This window comes from Roseovarius sp. JB2-10 (assembly GCF_055693585.1).
On record NZ_CM146337.1, the window covers coordinates 3,694,169 to 3,713,181 of the forward strand.

Below are 19,013 nucleotides of genomic sequence, written 5' to 3' on the forward strand. Positions count from 1 at the left end.
TTTTCCCCTTTGGCCCCGGTCCATTCGGGGCATCCGACGCGCAGTTAACCGCGCAGACCTTCGGGAAACAACAGCAAATCGCTATTCCGGGGGCTGACGCAGAACCGCCCCGGGGTTCATGATCCTTTTGGGGTCAAGCGCGTCTTTTATCGCGTGCATCGCGGACATTTTGACCGGATCGCCGTAGCGTTCAAGGTCGTCGACCTTCAACCGCCCTACCCCGTGCTCAGCACTGACCGAGCCATCCATGGCGTGCACCAAATCATGCACGGTGCGCTTGATCGCATCGCGTTGATCCAAATGGTCATCCCGGCTCCGCCCCGGCAGCGGAAAGACGTTGTAATGCAGGTTGCCGTCGCCCAGATGCCCAAAGCAGTTGATCCGGAAATCACCCAGACCCGCAATCGCCTCACCACCTCGACGGATGAATTCAGGAATCGCCCCCATCGGCACAGAGATATCGTGCGAACTCACCGAACCCACACGCCGGTTTCCCTCGGGGATGTTTTCGCGAATGTTCCAGAAATCCTGCCGTTGCGTCTCGGATTGGGCGATCATGCCGTCGCTGACCAATCCGCCTTCCAGAGCCTCGGCAAAGAGCGCCTCCAACGCTGCGGACGGGTCCAATCCGCAGGCCAGCCCGACATCGATCAGAACAAACCATTCCGGTTTGGCATCAAAGGGTTGGCGCAGATCGGGCATGGTTTCACTCAGGAAATCCAGCCCCATCCGGTGCATCAGTTCAAACGCACTTACCGCCTCACCCAAATGATCGCGCGCCATGGCCAGAAGGCGCAGCGCCGCCTCGGGGCTGTCGACCACCATCAGCGCTGTCCCCTCACCCGCCGGGCGCGGGTAAAGCTTCAAAGCGGCGGCGGTGATGATACCCAATGTACCCTCGGAGCCGATAAGAAGGTTTTTCAGATCATAGCCGGTGTTGTCTTTGCGCAGGCGTTTGAGGCCATGCCAAATCTCACCATTGGGCATCACCGCCTCGAGCCCGAGGCAGAGATCGCGCGCATTGCCATAACGCAGCACGTTCACGCCGCCCGCATTTGTGGCCAATGTTCCCCCGATCCGCGCGGATCCTTTGGCCGCAATTGTCAGCGGGAAAAGCCGGCCCACAGCCTCTGCCGCGTCATGCACATCCGACAGGATCGCACCGGCCTCGACAACCATCGCGTTTTCTTCGGGATGCGTGCTGCGAATGGCTGTCATCCGTTCAAGGCTGATCAAAATGGGCGCGGGTCCATCGGCCTGCACCTGCCCGCCGACCAGCCCCGTGCCACCGCCATAGGGCACCACGCCCACACGGTGCGCCGTGGCCAATTGCACGGTGGCGGAGACCTCCTCCACCGTCGCGGGTGCCACAATCACACCGGCCTGACCGGTCCAACGGCCCCTTGGTTCCTGCAAATATGCAGGTGACGCATCGCGGAACGCAGCAGCGGGCAAGGACTCGCGCAGCAGGGTCAGAAAGGCGGGATCGACCGGGTTGAGGCTCATGCCCTATCCCTATCATCTTGGGTGCCCGGGTCCAGACCCGTTATCACTCGTCTTTGCGCAGATAAGAAGGCCAAAGCACCATGACCGTCGGGTTTCTGGGCAGCCTGTCCAACGACATCACCAGGTCATTGCCCCCAGTATCGACAACGTCGAATGCGCCCTCCATCCCGGCCAGAAAACGCCCGAGCGATCCGTCCTCGAACCAATGCATTGGGATCACGACACGCGCGCGGAACCGGTCCATCACCTTCAGCATCGTGGGCAGATCAAGCGTTGTCCCGCCATCCACGGCCGCCATCACGATATCCAACCGGCCAATAGCAGCGTATTGTTCGGCCGTGGGTTCGTGATGCAGATGCCCCAGATGCCCGATACACATGCCCGCCACTTCAAACACAAAAATCGAATTCCCGCGCGGTTCAATCCCGCCATTCAGCCCCAGACGGATATCGGTCGAGACGTTGCGAACCAGCATCTCGCCCAGTTCAAGCTCGTGCTTGATCCCCTCGCCAAACGGGCCCCAACCGGGCAAAATATGCGGGATCGCCGGATCGGGGAAGTTTGTGTAATGCGATGAATGCGCATGGTTCATGGTGACGATATCGGGCAGAAAATCGACATTCCCGACAAAACCGGTGAAGTCCGTTACCGCCGACAAACCGCCATGTGTTTGCAGCAGGAAACTGGAATGGTTCAGATACCTCAAGCGAACGGTCTCCGCCTCAACGGCATCCCGATAGGACGCGTGATGAAGATCCGCCAAACCCGGCGCAGTATTGGCGAAGGCCAGACAATGGCTGGGTTCCCGCTCCTGCGCAAAGGCCGGACCGGCCAGGATCAGCAGGACCAGAATGCACAACGATCTGACACGCGAGATACTCATCTCGTAGAGGGTAGCACAAAACTTATTGTTTTCGAGGCCGGCGTGTTCGTTAAGGCGCGAAAATGTCTGCTTTGCGGGACCTAGTTGACGTTCGCTGCATATGTCCGAATGTCAGCTATTTTTGATTCTTGGTTTGTGGTACCGGACAAGTATGTTGATCCAATTCTTTCAGAAGCTGGAAAAGTCGAAGTGGTTGCCATGGGTAGGCACAGCACCGTTCATTCTCATTCCTATCGCAAAAATGTTTGGCGGTGAGGTATCGAGAGGGGCGGGCATTCTCGCATTTTACGCCAGTATGTGGTTGGGGATCATCCTAGGCGGAAAGCTTGCTCACATCGTTTCCGCTCGCCTCTTCAAGACTTCCGAAGACATAATCAAACGAATGACTGCAGGCGGCTGTGCCTTCGGTTTCCTGTTCCTCCCTGTGCTCGTAGGTTCGTTTGCAAATGCCAATCTAGGAACCAGCATCGAAATGCACTCGCTCGGCGCTCATTTTCTATGGGCTTGTGTTGGTGCTGGAATCTTTTTCTGTTTGAGTCCCGAAAAGCCTGCAGACGGCAGCTAAACGGGACGTTGGTTCGATGCGCAGTATCGGTCTTTTCGGGCTCTTAGTAGACACCTGATCAGCAAAACCTGACGGCGTAGCCGTCCCCCTAACCCGCGTCGGTTTTGCCGCGACGGTCGAGGCGTAATGCCGCGTAGAGGACGTGAGTGCGCCAGCGGCCGTTGATCTGCAGATAGCTCTGCGCGACGCCTTCGTATTTGAACGCGCATTTTTCCAAAAGCGCGCGTGATGCCTTGTTTTCAGGCAGGCACGCGGCCTCGATCCGGCTCAGATCAAGCCGCTCATAGGCGTAATGCACAACGCTGTGGATAGCCTCCTGCATATAACCCTGCCGCGCATAAGGTGCGCCGATCCAATAGCCCAAGGTACCCGCCTGTGCCGGGCCGCGGCGAATATTGTCCAGCGTGATGGCGCCCAACAGGTTTTGATCCTCGCGGCGGACCAGAAAGAGCGGCATGGCCGACCCGTTGGCGATCGACCGCTGCGCCCAATAGACCCGGTTGGTAAACCCTTTGCGCGACAGATGATCACTGGCCCAGACAGGCTCCCACGGGGTCAAGAATTCGGACGACTGATCCCGAAGCGTGCTCCACGCGCGAAAATCATTCAGGACCGGTTGGCGCAGCGTCATGCGCTCAGTCTCGATCCGAAGTTTTCGGCGCGGCATGAACATTAGGCCGCGCGCCTCTGTTGCAGGGCATCGAGGCTCGGGGCCTGTTCTACAGGTCCATAAAGCGCCATCGCCGCGGGCGCGCTGCGGGCCAGATGGGCCGCATGGGCGCGGACATCGACCAGAGTGACCGCATCGATATGGGCGACAACCTCGTCCAACCCGGGCACCCGCCCCCAGATTTGCAGCATCCGCGACAGACGTTCCGCACGGGCCGAGGGGCTTTCCAGCCCCATCAGCATCCCGGCCTTCATCTGGGTGCGTGCCCGGTCCACCTCGCCCGCGCTGATATCTTCGGCCGCGCGTTTCATTTCATCCACGGTGATCTGCGCCAACCCCTGCACCTGATCGGCGGAGGTACCGGCATAGATCGTGGTCATGCCCGTATCGGAATAGGCCCCGGCCTGCGCGTAGATCGTGTAGCACAATCCGCGTTTCTCACGGACCTCCTGGAAGAGCCGCGAGGACATGCTGCCGCCAAGCGCGCTTGCGTAGATCTTGGCCGTGTAGATCGCCGGGTCGGTCCGGTGCGGGCTCTCGAACGCCAGTGCGAAATGCGCCTGTTCCAACGCCTTGACCTGACGGCTTTCGCCCCCCTGAAACTGCGCCGAACTGGCCATGATAATCGGGGCCTCCGGCATATCACCAAAGAGCGCCTCTGCCGCCTTGACCAACGCGTCGTGATCCACGGCTCCCGCCGCCGACAGGATCATCTGACCCGGACGGTAATGCTGGGCAACAAAGCCTTGCAGATCGCCGCGCGAAAACGCCCTGACCCGTTCGTCAGGACCCAGAATGGGACGTCCCAAAGGATGATCGGGATAGGCCTTTTCCTGCAGCCAATCGAAGATAATATCATCCGGCGTATCAAGCGCCTGACCGATTTCCTGCAGGATCACACCCCGTTCAACCTCAATCTCACCCTCGTCGAAGACCGGGTTGCGCAGGATATCCGCCACCACATCCAGCGCCAAAGGCACGTCATCCTGCAGCACCCGCGCGTAATAGGCCGTGACCTCGCGGCTGGTATAGGCATTGATATAGCCGCCCACATCCTCGATTGCCTCAGCGATCTGGAGCGCGGAGCGGCGTTTGGTGCCCTTGAAGGCCATGTGTTCCAGAAAATGCGCGATGCCGTTTTGCTGCGCCTCTTCGTGCCGCGCGCCCGCCATGACCCAGACGCCAATCGAGGCCGATTGCAGCCCCGGCATATGTTCTGTGACGATGCGAAATCCGTTAGGCAGTGTCGTAAGGTTTACCGTCAATTCCCGGTCCGTTCCCTGATGAGGTTTTCAATGGCCCCAAGGTCATTATCGACCCGGGTGATCCGTTCCGACCGCTCATACAGGTCCGACATGCGTTCAGGCAAGGGGGGACGTATGCCGCTGGCCTCTTCCACAGCGTCAGGGAACTTGGCCGGATGGGCCGTGGCAAGCGTGATCATCGGCGTTTGCGCGTCGCGCTGTTCGTCGGCCACCTTCACCCCTACCGCCGTGTGTGGGCAAAGGAGTTCGGTGGTGTTCAGATGCGCGTCGCGGATGGTCGCGCGGGTTTCATCCTCGGTGCAGCGGCCACTGTCAAAGCTTTCGCGCAGGGCCTGCAATGCGCCTTGAGATACGGTAAAGGCCCCGGCCGTGAGTTCATCCATCAACTGGTTGACCGCCGCACCGTCACGCCCGTACGCCTCGAACAGGGCACGCTCAAAATTCGAGCTGACCTGAATGTCCATGGACGGGCTGATCGACGGGATTACGCCATCGGGTTTATATTCCGACGTGCTGAGGCAGCGGTGCAGAATGTCATTCTGGTTCGTGGCCACCACCAACCGGTCGATGGGCAATCCCATACGCTTGGCGATGTAGCCCGCAAAGATATCCCCGAAATTGCCCGTGGGCACGGTGAAGCTCACCTTGCGATCCGGCGCGCCCAAGCTGACCGCGGAGGTGAAGAAATAGACCACCTGCGCCAGTACCCGCGCCCAGTTGATCGAGTTTACGCCCGCAAGACCCACCCCGTCCCGGAATTCGAAGTCATTGAACATGTCCTTGACCCGCGCCTGACAGTCATCGAAATGTCCATCGATGGCGATGGCATGCACATTGGCCTCGGCAGGTGTCGACATCTGGCGGCGCTGCACCTCCGACACACGGCCATGGGGATAGAGGATGAAGACATCCACTGCCTCCAGCCCCCGGAACGCTTCAATGGCCGCAGAGCCCGTATCCCCGCTGGTGGCACCCACGATGCAGACCCGCTTGCCAGAGCGTTTGAGCGACGCCTCAAAAAGCTGGCCAATGAGCTGCATGGCAAAATCTTTGAACGCCAGCGTGGGGCCGTGGAACAGCTCCACTAAGAAATGCCCGCTGTCCAGCTGTACCAGCGGCGCCCGGGCCGCATGACCAAACCCGTCATAGGCGCGCGCAATGATGGCGCGGAATTCGTCATCGGTGAACGTGTCGCCGATATAGGGCTTCATGATCCGAAACGCGGCTTCTTCATAGCTGACCCCGCGCAGGGCTGCAATTTCGTCGTGGCTCAGTGTCGGGATGGTTTCCGGCAGGTACAGCCCGCCATCACGCGCAAGCCCCGTCAACATTGCCTCTTCGAAGCTCAATACCGGGGCCTGCCCGCGGGTCGAGATATATCTCATGTCACGTCGTCTTTCGGTTTGCGGATCATGCGCCGCAGAAAATATCCGGTCATCACCAGCCAGATCACGGCCAGAGAAAACCAAGTGATTGCGTAGTTCAAGTGATCGTTCGGAATGCCGGTCGTATTCACCGGCAAGGGCGTCACAGAAGCGTCAGATTGCGACGCATCGCGCACGATCAGCAGCACCGGTTCGGTTTTCAGGGTCTGGGCCATGCGGCTGACATCACGGGCAAACCAGATATTGTTCGCGATGTCCGGCTCGGGCGTGTAGCCATCCACCTCATCGGGCCAGTGCAGGTTGCCGGTCAAAGTGGTGTGTATCTGAGCCCGGCCTGCGTCCTTGTCCTCGGTTTTGGCGAAGCCGCGATCCACCATGATCCGCCGGTCGCCAATTTCAAAAGGCTGTATAATACGGTACCCGGCGCCGACCTTTTTCACACTGACCAAGACATGCAGCTCGGGCCCGGCCAACACCCCATCCACTTCGACCGGCAGATATCGGTCCCGCTCAGGATCCGGCTGGTCCGGCAAAGCCACAGGCTCGGCCGCAATGCGCGCCTCGATATCGGCCAGGATGCCCTCTTTCCAGGCCAGCCGCTGCACCTGCCAGACCCCGAGAGAGATCAGGATCGCGGCGCCCACCAGCCCGAAGATCAAAGGTACGAGAATGCGGCTCACGACGCAGGCTCCGGTCTAAAAGGAAAAGCGCGCGAGATGCCCGCGCGCTTTGTAGGTCGGTTCAGACGGGTTTATCCCAAACCCGTGCTCAGCCACCCCAGATGTAGATGGCGGCAAAGAGGAAGAGCCAGACCACATCCACGAAGTGCCAGTACCAGGCTGCTGCCTCGAAGCCGACATGCTTTTCCGGGGTGAAGTGACCGCGGTAGACACGCATCAGGCAGACAAAGAGGAAGATCGTGCCGATCAGAACATGTGCCCCGTGAAAGCCTGTGGCCATGAAGAATGTCGCGCCGTAGATGTTGCCCGAGAAGCCAAAGGCCGCGTGGCTATATTCATAGGCCTGGAAGACCGTGAAGAGCGCACCGAGAGCGATCGCAATGATCAGGCCCCATTTCATGTCTTCGCGGTTATCCTCATGCACCAGCGCGTGGTGCGCCCACGTGGCGGCACAGCCCGAGCAGAGCAGGATAAGCGTGTTGATCAGCGGCAGGTGCCAGGGATCAAACGTTTCGATGCCCACCGGCGGCCAGACCGCGTCTTGCAGCGGAGACATCTCGCCCATCGGATACATTGCGTGTTTGAAGAAGGTCCAGAACCAAGCCGAAAAGAACATGACTTCGGACATGATGAACATGATGAAGCCATAGCGCAGGCCGATCCGCACAACCGGTGTGTGATCGCCGACCTTGCTTTCGGTCACCACGTCGGCCCACCAGCCATACATGACATAAAGCACGCCAACGAGGCCCATCAGGAACACCCATGGCTGGTTGCTTTCAATCCGCGGCGACATCCAGAGGACGGCACCGAAAAGCATGACAAACCCAAAAAATGCGCCAAGGAATGGCCAGAGTGAGGGGTTCAGAATGTGATAATCGTGGTTTTTTTCATGTGCCATCGTCGGTTCCCTCGTAGGCGGTCTTAGTTCTTGTTTTTATCGGTTTCGCTGTCCTGCGCAAGGGCTGCATGCTCCTGCGGCAGGTCAATTTCGTAGAATGTGTACGACAAGGTGATCGTATGGGTGTATTTCGCATCCCGGTCGGTGACGATCTCGGGATCGACATAGAAGGTCACGGGCATTTCCACACGTTCGCCGGGCTGGAGCACCTGCTCCTGAAAGCAGAAGCAATCGATCTTGATGAAGAAGCCACCGGCCTCATAGGGCGTGACGTTGTAGCTCGATTGTCCGGCAACAGGTTTGTCGGTCGGGTTATAGGCCTCATAGAACGCCAGACCCGTTTCGCCGATCTTCAGCTCCATCTCGCGTTCCATGGGTTTGAATTCCCATGGCATGTCGCGTTCTTTGCTGGCGTCGAACCGGACGGTAATGGTCTGGTCGATGACACCTTCGGCATTGGCGGTTGCGACACCGGGCGTTCCGCCAAAGCCGGTGACCCGGCAGAACCAGTCGTAAAACGGCACCGACGCCCAGGCCAGACCGCCCATGACCAACACCACGCTCACAAGCCGCGTCACGGTTTTGAGTTTTGGGTCCATCGCCATCAGCTGCCCACCTCATTGGTTGGAACGGCAAAATCATCGTTCGACACTTTCGCCACGGTCAGCCCCATCACCAGAAGTGCAAAGGCGGCCAATGTCAGGCCCAGACCCAGATTGCGGCTGAACCGGCGTTTGTGCATTTCATGTTGTTTCGAAAGGCTCATCACCATCCCCCCAGACCGTACCCGGACAAAATGGCCTGAACCCATATCGCGGTAAAATGACCAAAGAGGTAATAGAGAGACAGCTTGAACACTTTTTTCTCGGTGCGATAGCCGTCGGCAATTGCCTGTTCTTCATCCCGGCGCCAGATCTCGATTGCGCCTTTCAGGAACAGTCCGTTCAGAATAAGCGCCACGGCCAGATACACCGGCCCGCCAATGCTGGTGAACGCGGCACCCACCGCAATCGGGGCCAGAAGCGCCGTATAGGCCAGAATATGGTTGCGGGTGGATCGGCGACCATGGGTCACGGTCAGCATCGGTACGCTGGCATCGTCGTAATCGGTCTTCACAAAGAGCGCCAAGGCCCAGAAATGCGGCGGCGTCCACATGAAGATCAACAGGAACATCAGTACGCTTTCGACGCTGACACTGCCCGTGGCCACGGCCCAGCCGATCATCGGCGGGAAGGCCCCTGCCGCCCCACCGATCACGATGTTCTGCGGGGTCCAGCGCTTGAGCCACATGGAATAGATCACGACGTAGAAGAAGATTGTGAAGGCCAGAAGGCCTGCCGCCAGAAAGTTGCTGGCCAGCGCCAGCATCACGGTCGACATCACCGCCAGGGTCATCCCGAAGGCAAAGGCCTCGCCCTCGGTCACGCGGCCTGCGGGGATCGGACGTTTGCGGGTGCGTTTCATCAACCGGTCGATATCCGCATCCCACCACATGTTCAGCGCGCCGGACGCGCCGCCACCCACAGCGATAAAGAGGATGGCCGCCAGACCGACAATCGGATGCACGGAAACAGGTGCGGCCAACAGACCCACAAAGGCTGTGAACACCACAAGCGACATCACCCGTGGCTTCATCAGGGCAAAGTAATCACCAAAACCGGCGTCACCGGTCTGCGCCGTGCCTTGCGCTGTGGTATTGCTGATGCTTGCGTCGCTCATCGTAACTCCGGGAGAGAGGGCCGCCCCACGCCGCATATAGCGTGCAGGGCTATGCCCGACCTATCAGGTCGTTTTACTCGACAGCTGCCACATCGTAATCGAGCGGCGTACCGGCATATTCGTCAATCGCGCCCTTGAGCCATTCATCGTAAGCCTCCTGGCTTACAACCTTGACCGTGATGGGCATATAGGCGTGGTCCTTGCCGCAAAGCTCGGAACACTGGCCAAAATAAACACCCTCTTTTTCCGCCTTGAACCAAAGCTGCGAGAGACGGCCCGGAACGGCGTCCTGCTTCACACCAAAGGCCGGGATGGTCCAGCTGTGGATCACGTCAGCACCGGTCAGGGTCATGACAACGACCTTGTTGATCGGCACAACAACGGCGGTGTCCGTGGCCAGCAGGAATTCATCGCGGGTGTATCCGGCGGCTTCCAACTCGGCCACAACCTCATCGTTGAGCACCTTGCCTTCGCCGATCAGGAAGCTGTCAAACCCAAACTCGTGATCGGTGTATTCGTAGCCCCAGTACCATTGGTACCCTGTGACCTTGATATTGATCTCACCTTCCGGGATTTCCTGTTGCTTGAACAGAACCGGCAACGAAAACGCGCCGATAAAGACCAGAATGACAATCGGAATGATTGTCCATGCCACTTCAACCGGCGAGTTGTGCGTGAAGCTGGCGGGCGTCGGGTTGGCCTTCCGGTTGAACCGGACAATTGCATAGAGCATCAGCGCGGTCACAAAGAGCGAGATCGCCGTGATGATGATCAGCACCATGTTGTCCAGCCAGACAATGTCGCGCATCAGTTCGGTGACAGGCTCTTGGAACCCCAAACCGCCGGTTTCCGGTCTGCCAATGATTTCAAGGTTCTCCTGCGCGGCGGCGGGGAGGGCAGAAAAGGCGGCCAGAGCGGCCAGCAGGTGAGAGGTAAATCGCATATTGCACCTTGATCGGTTGAGGTGGGTTTGGCCCGGCCTGGCACATATTTGTGGGCAGGCGAAGGAATCCCTTTGTTTCGTGGTCGTTAGAAACCATATTCTACGGCAACAGACAAGAATGACCATTGCGGCAAACGGACGCTTTTTCGATTTATTTCGTTAACACGCCGCCCAAAGATACAGGATCGGACCCGATGAGCGATAATTCCTTTCGTCCTTTCGAAACATCGCTGGACCGCGATGCTGCTCTGGCCCAGTTGCGCGCGGCCACAAAAGGCGCCGATGATGGCGAGCTTTTTCTGGAGCAACGGCGCGCCGAGGCGCTGCATTTCGATGATGGTAACGTAAAGACCGCCAGCTACGATGCGACCCAGGGGTTTGGTCTCCGGGCCGTTTTGGGCGACGTGACCGGCTATGCCCATTCCACCGACATCTCCGAAGCCGCGCTGACCCGTGCGGTGGAAACCGCCCGGCTGGCCGCAGGTGCCGGCGGCGGTGTTCTGGCCGACACGCCGGCGCATACCAATCGGCGGCTCTACACGGATGATGACCCGATCGCCGGGATCGACTTTCCAGTGAAGCTCGACACCCTGCGCGAGATCGATGCCTATGCACGCGATCTTGATTCCCGCGTGGTGCAGGTCTCGGCCTCGATCTCGGCCTCATATCAGGAAGTGGTTATCCTGCGCCCCGACGGCTCCGAGGTGGCAGACAGCCGCCCGATGTCGCGGGTCAACATCTCAATCATTGTCGATCAAAACGGCCGACGCGAAACGGGCACGTCCAGCGGCGGTGGCCGTGTGGGGCTCGACGGTGCGCTGGATCCGGCGGATTGGCAGGCCAAGGCTCGCGAGGCGCTGCGGGTGGCGGTTGTCAATCTGGATGCCGTTCCGGCCCCTGCCGGTGTGATGGATGTCGTGCTGGGGCCCGGCTGGCCCGGTATTTTGCTGCACGAAGCCATCGGTCACGGCCTTGAAGGGGATTTCAACCGCAAGGGCACCAGTGCGTTTGCGGGCCTCATGGGACAACGGATTGCAGCCAAAGGCGTGACTGTACTGGATGACGGCACCATCCCGGACCGGCGCGGCAGCATCACCGTTGATGATGAAGGCACGCCATCTGGCAAAAACACCCTCATCGAGGATGGCATTTTAGTCGGCTACATGCAGGACCGGCAAAATGCGCGGCTGATGGATGTGGCCCCCACCGGCAATGGACGGCGGGAAAGCTATGCCCACGCGCCAATGCCGCGGATGACCAACACATATATGCTCGGCGGACACGCGACACCGGCGGACATTGTGGCCGATCTGAAGGACGGCATCTATGCGGTGGGGTTCGGCGGCGGACAGGTGGATATTACCAATGGCAAGTTCGTTTTCTCCTGCACCGAGGCGTATCGCGTCCAAAATGGCAAGGTCGGGGCACCGGTCACCGGGGCCACCCTGATTGGTGACGGTGCCACGGCCCTGAAACAGATCCGCGCGCTTGGCAATGACATGACGCTGGATCCCGGGATGGGCAATTGTGGCAAACAGGGCCAATGGGTGCCCGTGGGTGTCGGACAACCCACCGTGATGATCGGCGGTTTGACGGTCGGTGGTTCCGCCACCTGACGGCACTTGGCTGTCATGCGCGCATGACAACGCAGGTCCGCGTAGTGATTCTGCGCATCAGATGAATCACCCGGGCTTTTATCCGGCTGATCACACCGCGCGTCCCGTTAAGCATTGAATGCATTTGCCCGGAATAGCGCAGGTTTTCTCGCTATAAATGGGGAGGCAAGTGTAAACGGGGCGCTTGCCCAAAATGTGTTTTCACACAAATTTTCAAATTCTTTTCTTTTTATCACAGTCAGTTACGCGATTTTTTGGAATTTCGTATCTGCCCTTTTTCATCGGTTTACCCCCCATTAACTACCCTGAACATAATACTGGTTTTGCAAGCAGGCGGAGTTACGATGTCCGAGGATTTCAAACATCCTTCCACTCACCCCCCACTCCCACCCACCACGGAAGATGATCGGGTATCGTGGCTTCGCCTGTTGCGCTCTCGCCGAGTAGGCCCCTCCACATTCTACAGATTGATGCAGGAACATGGCACAGCTCAAGCCGCGCTCGACGCCCTGCCCGATGTCGCGCGCGAAGCCGGTGTTGAGCGCTATAGCGTTTGCCCCGAAGGCGTGGCGCTGGCCGAGATGAAAGCCGCGCGCAGCGCCGGAGCGCAGATGATCTGTGCAGGCGATCCCGGCTTTCCCGCGATGCTCACAGAAATCTCTGATGCCCCGCCGCTCTTGTGGGCAGTTGGTGATCTTTCCATTCTATCCCGTCCGATGATTGCCCTTGTCGGCGCGCGCAACGCGTCGTCGCTTGGCCTGCGCATGGCGCGCGCCTTGGCTGCTGATCTGGGCACCAAAGGGTTTGCCGTTGTATCCGGCCTGGCACGCGGCATTGACACGGCCAGCCATCAGGCAGCGCTCGAAACCGGGACGATTGCCGTCATGGCCGGCGGCGTGGATGTGATGTACCCCGCCGAAAACACCAATCTGGCGCATGAGATCGCGCAAACCGGTCTACGCCTGTCCGAGCAACCAATGGGATTAACACCCCATGCCAAGCATTTCCCCCGGCGCAACCGGATCATCAGCGGCATTTCCCAAGCCACAATCGTGGTTGAGGCCGCCGCGAAATCCGGCAGCCTGATCACGGCACGCAATGCGCTGGATCAGGGGCGTGATGTTCTGGCCGTGCCCGGCCATCCGTTCGACGCGCGGGCGTCCGGATGCAATATGTTGATCCGGGATGGTGCCCGACTGGTGCGCAACGCCGAGGATGTGATCGAAGCATTGCCCCCGCGTGACGCGCCCGTTGTGAACGCAACACCCCATGATCAAAGTGAAATGCCGCTGGATGAACCACCGATCCTTCCCGCAAGTGGCGTGGGCCAAGCCCGCACGCCCCGCGAGACGAAAGACTTACACCAACAAATTCTGAACCGGTTGGGCCCCTCCCCCGTGGCGGAAGACCAGCTGATCCGCGATCTGGCAAGTTCAGCCCATACCGTGTCGCCCGCCCTGATTGATCTCGAGCTTGAAGGTCGGATCAAACGGCAAGCCGGTGGATTGCTGGCCCTCGCAGATTGACGCATGCCAAGGGGCAGCCCACAAGATGCCTGCTCGCTCGGCACCCTCTCCAAGAAGTTCACATACTCCATTTAGGCATGCTAATTTTACCGGCGCCCGAAAGGCCGCATTGACAATCCCTCTTGCCACCCCACATGTTCCGCCGCCAGAGACCTCGCTCCGAGTCGAAAGGAATTTATATGCCCGTTGTCGTCGTCGAATCCCCGGCTAAGGCCAAGACAATCAATAAGTATCTGGGTTCCGACTACACGGTTTTGGCCTCCTATGGGCATGTCCGCGACCTGCCGCCAAAAGACGGATCCGTCGACACTGAGAACAATTTCGACATGAAATGGGAGGTCGGGTATGACAGCCGCAAGCACGTCAAAGCCATCGCCGACGCCCTGAAAGACGACAATGCCCTGATCCTCGCAACCGACCCTGACCGCGAGGGCGAGGCGATCAGCTGGCACCTTGAAGAAGCGCTGCGCAAGCGCAAGGCGATCAAGAAGGATACGCCCGTCAGCCGCGTCGTTTTCAACGCCATCACCAAATCCGCCGTGACCGAAGCAATGGCAAACCCGCGCGAGGTTGATGAGCCGCTGGTACAGGCCTATCTGGCGCGCCGCGCACTGGATTATCTGGTGGGGTTCAACCTCAGCCCGGTGCTTTGGCGCAAACTGCCCGGCGCCAAATCCGCGGGCCGGGTGCAATCGGTCTGCCTGCGTCTGATCGTAGAGCGCGAGATGGAGATCGAAGCGTTCAATCCGCAGGAATATTGGTCGGTCAAGGCCATCCTCGGCACACCGCGCGGCAAGGAATACGAGGCGCGATTGACGCTTCTGGCGGGCAAAAAGCTCGACAAGTTCGATATCGGCAATGCCACTCAGGCCGAACTGGCCGTGCAAGCGATTGAAAGCCGCGACCTCACTGTTTCATCGGTCGAGGCGAAACCCGCCGCGCGCAACCCGTCGGCGCCTTTCATGACCTCGACCCTGCAGCAGGAGGCCAGCCGTAAGTTCGGCATGGGCGCGCGCCAGACGATGTCGGCAGCACAGCGGCTCTATGAGGCCGGGTACATTACCTATATGCGGACCGACGGGATCGATATGGCGCCCGAGGCCGTGATGGCCGCGCGCGACGCGATCAAGGACCGGTACGGCGAGGAATACGTCTCCAAATCGCCGCGCATGTACAAGAACAAGGCCAAGAACGCGCAGGAAGCGCATGAATGTATCCGCCCCACGGACATGACGCGCGATGCGAGCCAGATCAAAACCACCGACGCGGATCAGCGCAAGCTCTATGATCTGATCTGGAAACGCACATTGGCCTGCCAGATGGCATCGGCCCGGCTGGAGCGCACCACCGTCGATATCGCCAGCGCCGATGGTCAGGTGGGCCTGCGCGCCACCGGTCAGGTTGTGCTCTTTGAAGGCTTCATGAAGGTCTACGAGGAAGGCCGTGATGATACGGTTGTCGATGATGACGACAAGCGCCTGCCCCAGATCACCCAAGGCGAGGCCGCCGACAAGCGCAGCGTCACACCCGAGCAGCACTTCACCCAGCCCCCGCCCCGCTATACCGAGGCGACGTTGGTCAAGCGCATGGAAGAGCTGGGCATCGGTCGCCCGTCGACCTATGCCAGCATCGTCACAACGATTCAGGACCGCGAATATGTTCGCAAGGACAAGAACCGTCTGATCCCTGAAGACAAAGGCCGGATCGTCACGATCTTCCTGCTGAATTTCTTCCGCAAATACGTGGGCTACGAATTTACCGCCAATCTGGAAGAAGAACTGGATGTGATCAGCGCAGGCGAAGGCGACTATAAAGAGACGCTCGCCCGGTTCTGGCGTGATTTTTCCGCCGCCATTGGTGAAACCTCCGAACTGCGCATCACCGAAGTGCTGAACGTTTTGGACGAGGCATTGGCCCCCACGCTCTATCCGCCGCGCGAAGATGGCACCGATCCGCGGGTCTGTCCGCTCTGCGGCAATGGACAGCTGCACCTCAAGACGTCAAAATCCGGCGGCTTTGTCGGCTGCGGCAATTACCCCGAATGTCGCTACACGCGCCCCATCGGTGGCGATGCGGCTGAGGGTGGGGATCGTGTTCTGGGCGAAGATGCCGGGGATGAGATCAGTCTGCGTTCGGGTCGCTTTGGCCCCTATGTCCAGCGCGGCGAGGCCACAGAAGAGGATAAGAAACCGCCACGCGCCAGCCTGCCCAAAGGATGGTCGCAGGAAGATATGGACCTTGAGAAGGCACTGACGCTTCTCAGTCTGCCACGCGAAGTTGGACCGCATCCGGATGATGGCGAAATGATCGAGGCCGGCATTGGTCGCTACGGGCCTTTTGTCAAACACGGGCGTCTTTATGCCAACCTCAAGGAAGTCGATGACGTCTTTACCATTGGCATGAACCGCGCGGTGGAAGAGCTGGCCAAAAAGGCCGCCAGCCGGGGCGCCGGTCGCGCGGCGGCCAAACCCCTCAAGGAATTGGGCGAGCATCCCGATGATGGCGGCGCGGTAAATGTCATGGACGGACGGTACGGCCCCTACGTCAAATGGGAAAAGGTCAACGCAACGATCCCCAAAGGTGTGGAGCCCGCGGATGTCACCATGGAGATGGCGGTAGAGCTGATCGCCGAGAAGGCTGCGAAAAAGGGCAAGGGGCGCAAGAAAGCACCCGCCAAAAAGAAAGCCAAAGCCGCCAAGTAACACGGTCTTACGTACAAACACGTATGCGGGCGGATTGCGGCCGCTCGCACGTTGACTCTTACCCGCCCAACACAGCATATCCATGCAAAAGGGCTGGAAGAGGATTCCAACATGAAAAAGGTATACGCATCAGCCGCCGAAGCGCTGGATGGAGTGCTGAAGGACGGCATGACAATCGCCGCCGGGGGCTTTGGCCTCTGCGGCATTCCCGAATTGCTGATCGACGCGATTGTCGAAAGCGGTGTCAAAGACCTGACAGTGGCGTCCAACAACGCTGGTGTCGACGGGTTCGGGCTGGGCAAACTGCTCGACACGAAACAGATCAAGAAGATGATGTCATCTTATGTGGGCGAAAACGCCGAGTTCATGCGCCAATATCTGGCCGAAGAGCTGGAGCTGGAATTCAACCCGCAAGGCACATTGGCCGAGCGCATGCGCGCGGGCGGCTGTGGCATCCCCGGCTTTTACACCAAAACCGGCGTTGGCACGGTGATTGCCGAGGGCAAGGAGCATAAGGATTTCGACGGCGAGACCTACATCCTCGAACGCGGTATCTTTGCGGATGTGTCGATTGTGAAAGCCTGGAAGGCCGATCCGACCGGCAACGCGATTTTCCGCAAGACCGCGCGCAACTTCAATCCGCCCGCCGCCATGTGTGGCAAGATCTGTGTTCTGGAAGTTGAAGAGATCGTGGAACTGGGCGAATTGGACGGCGACCACATCCACCTGCCCGGCATTTATGTGCACCGCATCATTCAGGGCGAGCACGAGAAACGTATCGAACAGCGCACCACGCGCACGCGGGAGGACGCATAATGCCTTGGGATCGGAACCAAATGGCCGAACGGGCCGCGCAGGAGCTGGAAGACGGCATGTATGTGAACCTTGGCATCGGTATCCCGACGCTGGTCGCCAACTATGTGGGCGACAAGGACATCACGCTGCAATCCGAAAACGGCATGTTGGGCATGGGCCCCTTCCCGTTTGAGGGGGAAGAGGACCCGGACGTGATCAATGCCGGCAAGCAGACGATCACCGAATTGCGCCGCACCTCGTATTTTGACAGCGCCACCAGCTTTGGCATGATCCGGGGCGGCAAGATTGCCGCGGCGATCCTCGGGGCGATGGAAGTCAGCCAGGAGGGAGATCTGGCAAACTGGATGATCCCCGGCAAACTGGTCAAAGGCATGGGCGGCGCCATGGATCTGGTGGCTGGCGTGGGCCGTGTGGTGGTCATAATGGACCACACCAACAAGCACGGTGACAGCAAGTTGCTGACGGAATGCACCCTGCCCCTGACCGGCAAGGCGGTCGTGGATCGCATCATCACCAATCTGGGTGTGCTGGATGTGACCAAATCCGGCCTCGAAATTATTGAGCTGGCACCGGATGTTTCGCGCGAAGATATGATCGCGGCGACAGAGGCAAAAATCGTCTAATTGACCACCCTATATATAAGGGGTCTCTGTGCTCCTTATATATAGGCGTATCCTGAGACAAGCGGCGGGGCATAGAAGCCACCCAGATATAGACGCTCTTTCCGGCTTAGTTTGACGCCAGATCGAGGGCACATCCATCGCTGATCAATTCTGGTCTGGTTTTGCACAGCCCTTTGGCCACCTCAAACGCGGCCAGTACCTTGGGTACGTAATCGCGGGTTTCAGCATAGGGTGGCACACCGTCGTGGTTTTTGACGGCGTTTTCCCCCGCATTATATCCGGCGATGGCCATGACCGCGTCACCCTCAAATTCCTTGAGTAGCCAATCGAGGTAGCTGACGCCGCCCTTTATGTTCTGCGCTGAAGACAAGCTATCGGTCACCCCAAAGCGTTTGGCCGTATCGGGCATCAATTGCATCAGCCCTTGGGCGCCCTTCCCACTGACCGCATCAATCTTGCCGCCCGACTCGACGGAAATGATGGCCAGCACCAAAGCAGGAGAGACCTGCGTGCCGATCGTGGCCGACAGGATGTTCGCCCCCTCGGATTGCGCAATACTCTGCAGGGATTGCAACCGCGGGCTGCTGACCCCTGCCCCGCCGGGACCCGACGACAGGCTTGAGAGCGCCGTGCGCAACCGCTCGGACGCGTTCTCGTCGATGTTGGGCGATACTTTCTGCCAGAACCATCCATAGCGGGCATCCGGAACGACAGGGACAGACGGCGTGTCTGCGGCCTCTGATTCCTGCGCTGGCTCTTCGGGTTCTATCTGAACGGTGATCCTTTTGGACGTCCCGGCCTTGGGCGGGGTTCCCATCTTAAAGGTAAATTCGGGAAAAGGCGGCGGATCCGCAGCGAATCCCGCCCCTGCAATGGCTATTGCCGCAAAAAATGCGCCGAATCTGAATAAACCCATGGCTGAGTGCTGCTCTTGCATGTTCTGGTTGGCGCGAGTATCGCAAAAGTCCTGAATTTCCGCCAGCATTGTCTTTTATTAAGAAACCGTAAACCAGTAAGCGAGGCCTGATTCCACCCCCGATCTTGCGGTAAAAAGGTTTTTTTCATTTTTTATTTCTTTTATTTTCAATGGCTTGACTATTTACATCGGCAAATAAATGTCCGGTGCAGAAAAGGAACTATTGCCGCCTAATTCCTGCCTGATTTCACTGGCTATATCTCCCCATACCGCAACGGCAGCGGACCAGAAGAGAGT

The 19,013-nt window shown here is 59.0% G+C and carries 18 protein-coding genes; 6 read left to right on the forward strand and 12 right to left on the reverse strand.

Annotated elements, in window-relative coordinates; genetic code table 11:
* Positions 1-81: 81 nt before the first annotated feature.
* Positions 82-1,506: an FAD-binding oxidoreductase gene (locus ACZ1HJ_RS18320; protein ID WP_472720065.1), complete on the reverse strand. Its 1,425-nt coding sequence runs from the start codon at positions 1,504-1,506 to the stop codon at positions 82-84.
* Positions 1,507-1,549: 43 nt separating this feature from the next.
* Complete coding sequence (locus ACZ1HJ_RS18325) at positions 1,550-2,389, reverse strand: MBL fold metallo-hydrolase (protein WP_472720066.1); 840 nt, start codon at positions 2,387-2,389, stop codon at positions 1,550-1,552.
* 151 nt (positions 2,390-2,540) lie between these two features.
* Between ACZ1HJ_RS18325 and ACZ1HJ_RS18330 the strand changes: the two genes are divergently transcribed.
* The gene (locus tag ACZ1HJ_RS18330; protein WP_472720067.1) at positions 2,541-2,954 is read left to right on the forward strand and encodes a hypothetical protein; all 414 of its coding nucleotides are present in this window, start codon (positions 2,541-2,543) and stop codon (positions 2,952-2,954) included.
* An 88-nt stretch (positions 2,955-3,042) separates the two neighbouring features.
* On the opposite strand, the gene ACZ1HJ_RS18335 is transcribed toward ACZ1HJ_RS18330, so the two are convergent.
* The 9 genes from ACZ1HJ_RS18335 to coxB all read right to left on the reverse strand — a co-directional run bounded on the left by ACZ1HJ_RS18335 (position 3,043) and on the right by coxB (position 10,517).
* Positions 3,043-3,627: a GNAT family N-acetyltransferase gene (locus ACZ1HJ_RS18335; RefSeq protein WP_472720068.1), complete on the reverse strand. Its 585-nt coding sequence runs from the start codon at positions 3,625-3,627 to the stop codon at positions 3,043-3,045.
* Positions 3,627-4,889 (reverse strand): M16 family metallopeptidase, encoded by a 1,263-nt coding sequence (locus ACZ1HJ_RS18340; RefSeq protein WP_472720069.1) that lies wholly within the window; start codon positions 4,887-4,889, stop codon positions 3,627-3,629. The genes ACZ1HJ_RS18335 and ACZ1HJ_RS18340 overlap by 1 nt, the downstream gene beginning before the upstream one ends.
* Positions 4,886-6,274 carry a threonine synthase gene (gene thrC / locus ACZ1HJ_RS18345; protein ID WP_472720070.1) on the reverse strand — a complete coding sequence of 463 codons (1,389 nt, stop codon included), beginning with the start codon at positions 6,272-6,274 and terminating at the stop codon, positions 4,886-4,888. The genes ACZ1HJ_RS18340 and thrC overlap by 4 nt, the downstream gene beginning before the upstream one ends.
* Positions 6,271-6,954, reverse strand: a complete 684-nt coding sequence (locus ACZ1HJ_RS18350) for an SURF1 family protein (RefSeq protein WP_472720071.1) — start codon at positions 6,952-6,954, stop codon at positions 6,271-6,273. Before ACZ1HJ_RS18350 ends, thrC begins: the two co-directional genes overlap by 4 nt.
* An 88-nt stretch (positions 6,955-7,042) precedes the next feature.
* Complete coding sequence (locus ACZ1HJ_RS18355) at positions 7,043-7,855, reverse strand: cytochrome c oxidase subunit 3 (protein ID WP_472720072.1); 813 nt, start codon at positions 7,853-7,855, stop codon at positions 7,043-7,045.
* Positions 7,856-7,878: 23 nt separating this feature from the next.
* Positions 7,879-8,460 carry a cytochrome c oxidase assembly protein gene (locus tag ACZ1HJ_RS18360; protein WP_472720073.1) on the reverse strand — a complete coding sequence of 194 codons (582 nt, stop codon included), beginning with the start codon at positions 8,458-8,460 and terminating at the stop codon, positions 7,879-7,881.
* On the reverse strand, positions 8,460-8,621 hold the full coding sequence (locus tag ACZ1HJ_RS18365; protein WP_472720074.1) for a hypothetical protein: 162 nt from the start codon (positions 8,619-8,621) through the stop codon (positions 8,460-8,462). Before ACZ1HJ_RS18365 ends, ACZ1HJ_RS18360 begins: the two co-directional genes overlap by 1 nt.
* Positions 8,621-9,574, reverse strand: coding sequence for a heme o synthase (gene cyoE, locus ACZ1HJ_RS18370; protein WP_472720075.1), 954 nt, complete (start codon positions 9,572-9,574; stop codon positions 8,621-8,623). The genes ACZ1HJ_RS18365 and cyoE overlap by 1 nt, the downstream gene beginning before the upstream one ends.
* 73 nt (positions 9,575-9,647) lie before the next feature.
* Complete coding sequence (coxB, locus tag ACZ1HJ_RS18375; RefSeq protein ID WP_472720076.1) at positions 9,648-10,517, reverse strand: cytochrome c oxidase subunit II; 870 nt, start codon at positions 10,515-10,517, stop codon at positions 9,648-9,650.
* Positions 10,518-10,711: 194 nt separating this feature from the next.
* Here coxB and tldD point away from each other — a divergent pair, with 194 nt between their 5' ends.
* From tldD to ACZ1HJ_RS18400, 5 genes are all read left to right on the forward strand, one after another.
* Complete coding sequence (gene tldD, locus ACZ1HJ_RS18380) at positions 10,712-12,133, forward strand: metalloprotease TldD (protein WP_472720077.1); 1,422 nt, start codon at positions 10,712-10,714, stop codon at positions 12,131-12,133.
* Between the two features lie 344 nt (positions 12,134-12,477).
* Positions 12,478-13,659, forward strand: coding sequence for a DNA-processing protein DprA (gene dprA, locus ACZ1HJ_RS18385; RefSeq protein ID WP_472720078.1), 1,182 nt, complete (start codon positions 12,478-12,480; stop codon positions 13,657-13,659).
* A 179-nt stretch (positions 13,660-13,838) separates the two neighbouring features.
* Positions 13,839-16,361 carry a type I DNA topoisomerase gene (topA, locus tag ACZ1HJ_RS18390; protein WP_472720079.1) on the forward strand — a complete coding sequence of 841 codons (2,523 nt, stop codon included), beginning with the start codon at positions 13,839-13,841 and terminating at the stop codon, positions 16,359-16,361.
* A 111-nt stretch (positions 16,362-16,472) separates the two neighbouring features.
* Complete coding sequence (locus tag ACZ1HJ_RS18395; RefSeq protein WP_472720080.1) at positions 16,473-17,177, forward strand: CoA transferase subunit A; 705 nt, start codon at positions 16,473-16,475, stop codon at positions 17,175-17,177.
* Positions 17,177-17,800 (forward strand): 3-oxoacid CoA-transferase subunit B, encoded by a 624-nt coding sequence (locus ACZ1HJ_RS18400; protein WP_472720081.1) that lies wholly within the window; start codon positions 17,177-17,179, stop codon positions 17,798-17,800. Before ACZ1HJ_RS18395 ends, ACZ1HJ_RS18400 begins: the two co-directional genes overlap by 1 nt.
* A 106-nt stretch (positions 17,801-17,906) precedes the next feature.
* Here ACZ1HJ_RS18400 and ACZ1HJ_RS18405 read toward each other — a convergent pair whose 3' ends face one another.
* Complete coding sequence (locus ACZ1HJ_RS18405; RefSeq protein WP_472720082.1) at positions 17,907-18,716, reverse strand: lytic transglycosylase domain-containing protein; 810 nt, start codon at positions 18,714-18,716, stop codon at positions 17,907-17,909.
* Positions 18,717-19,013: the final 297 nt, after the last annotated feature.

What these genes read in the sequence shown, in the direction of transcription:
- ACZ1HJ_RS18320 (WP_472720065.1), bottom strand. Translation starts at nt 1,506, where the DNA reads ATGAGCCTCAACCCGGTCGATCCCGCCTTTCTGACCCTGCTGCGCGAG.
- ACZ1HJ_RS18325 (WP_472720066.1), bottom strand. Translation starts at nt 2,389, where the DNA reads ATGAGTATCTCGCGTGTCAGATCGTTGTGCATTCTGGTCCTGCTGATC.
- ACZ1HJ_RS18330 (WP_472720067.1), top strand. Translation starts at nt 2,541, where the DNA reads ATGTTGATCCAATTCTTTCAGAAGCTGGAAAAGTCGAAGTGGTTGCCA.
- ACZ1HJ_RS18335 (WP_472720068.1), bottom strand. Translation starts at nt 3,627, where the DNA reads ATGTTCATGCCGCGCCGAAAACTTCGGATCGAGACTGAGCGCATGACG.
- thrC (WP_472720070.1), bottom strand. Translation starts at nt 6,274, where the DNA reads ATGAGATATATCTCGACCCGCGGGCAGGCCCCGGTATTGAGCTTCGAA.
- ACZ1HJ_RS18355 (WP_472720072.1), bottom strand. Translation starts at nt 7,855, where the DNA reads ATGGCACATGAAAAAAACCACGATTATCACATTCTGAACCCCTCACTC.
- ACZ1HJ_RS18360 (WP_472720073.1), bottom strand. Translation starts at nt 8,460, where the DNA reads ATGGCGATGGACCCAAAACTCAAAACCGTGACGCGGCTTGTGAGCGTG.
- ACZ1HJ_RS18365 (WP_472720074.1), bottom strand. Translation starts at nt 8,621, where the DNA reads ATGAGCCTTTCGAAACAACATGAAATGCACAAACGCCGGTTCAGCCGC.
- cyoE (WP_472720075.1), bottom strand. Translation starts at nt 9,574, where the DNA reads ATGAGCGACGCAAGCATCAGCAATACCACAGCGCAAGGCACGGCGCAG.
- coxB (WP_472720076.1), bottom strand. Translation starts at nt 10,517, where the DNA reads ATGCGATTTACCTCTCACCTGCTGGCCGCTCTGGCCGCCTTTTCTGCC.
- tldD (WP_472720077.1), top strand. Translation starts at nt 10,712, where the DNA reads ATGAGCGATAATTCCTTTCGTCCTTTCGAAACATCGCTGGACCGCGAT.
- dprA (WP_472720078.1), top strand. Translation starts at nt 12,478, where the DNA reads ATGTCCGAGGATTTCAAACATCCTTCCACTCACCCCCCACTCCCACCC.
- topA (WP_472720079.1), top strand. Translation starts at nt 13,839, where the DNA reads ATGCCCGTTGTCGTCGTCGAATCCCCGGCTAAGGCCAAGACAATCAAT.
- ACZ1HJ_RS18395 (WP_472720080.1), top strand. Translation starts at nt 16,473, where the DNA reads ATGAAAAAGGTATACGCATCAGCCGCCGAAGCGCTGGATGGAGTGCTG.
- ACZ1HJ_RS18400 (WP_472720081.1), top strand. Translation starts at nt 17,177, where the DNA reads ATGCCTTGGGATCGGAACCAAATGGCCGAACGGGCCGCGCAGGAGCTG.
- ACZ1HJ_RS18405 (WP_472720082.1), bottom strand. Translation starts at nt 18,716, where the DNA reads ATGGGTTTATTCAGATTCGGCGCATTTTTTGCGGCAATAGCCATTGCA.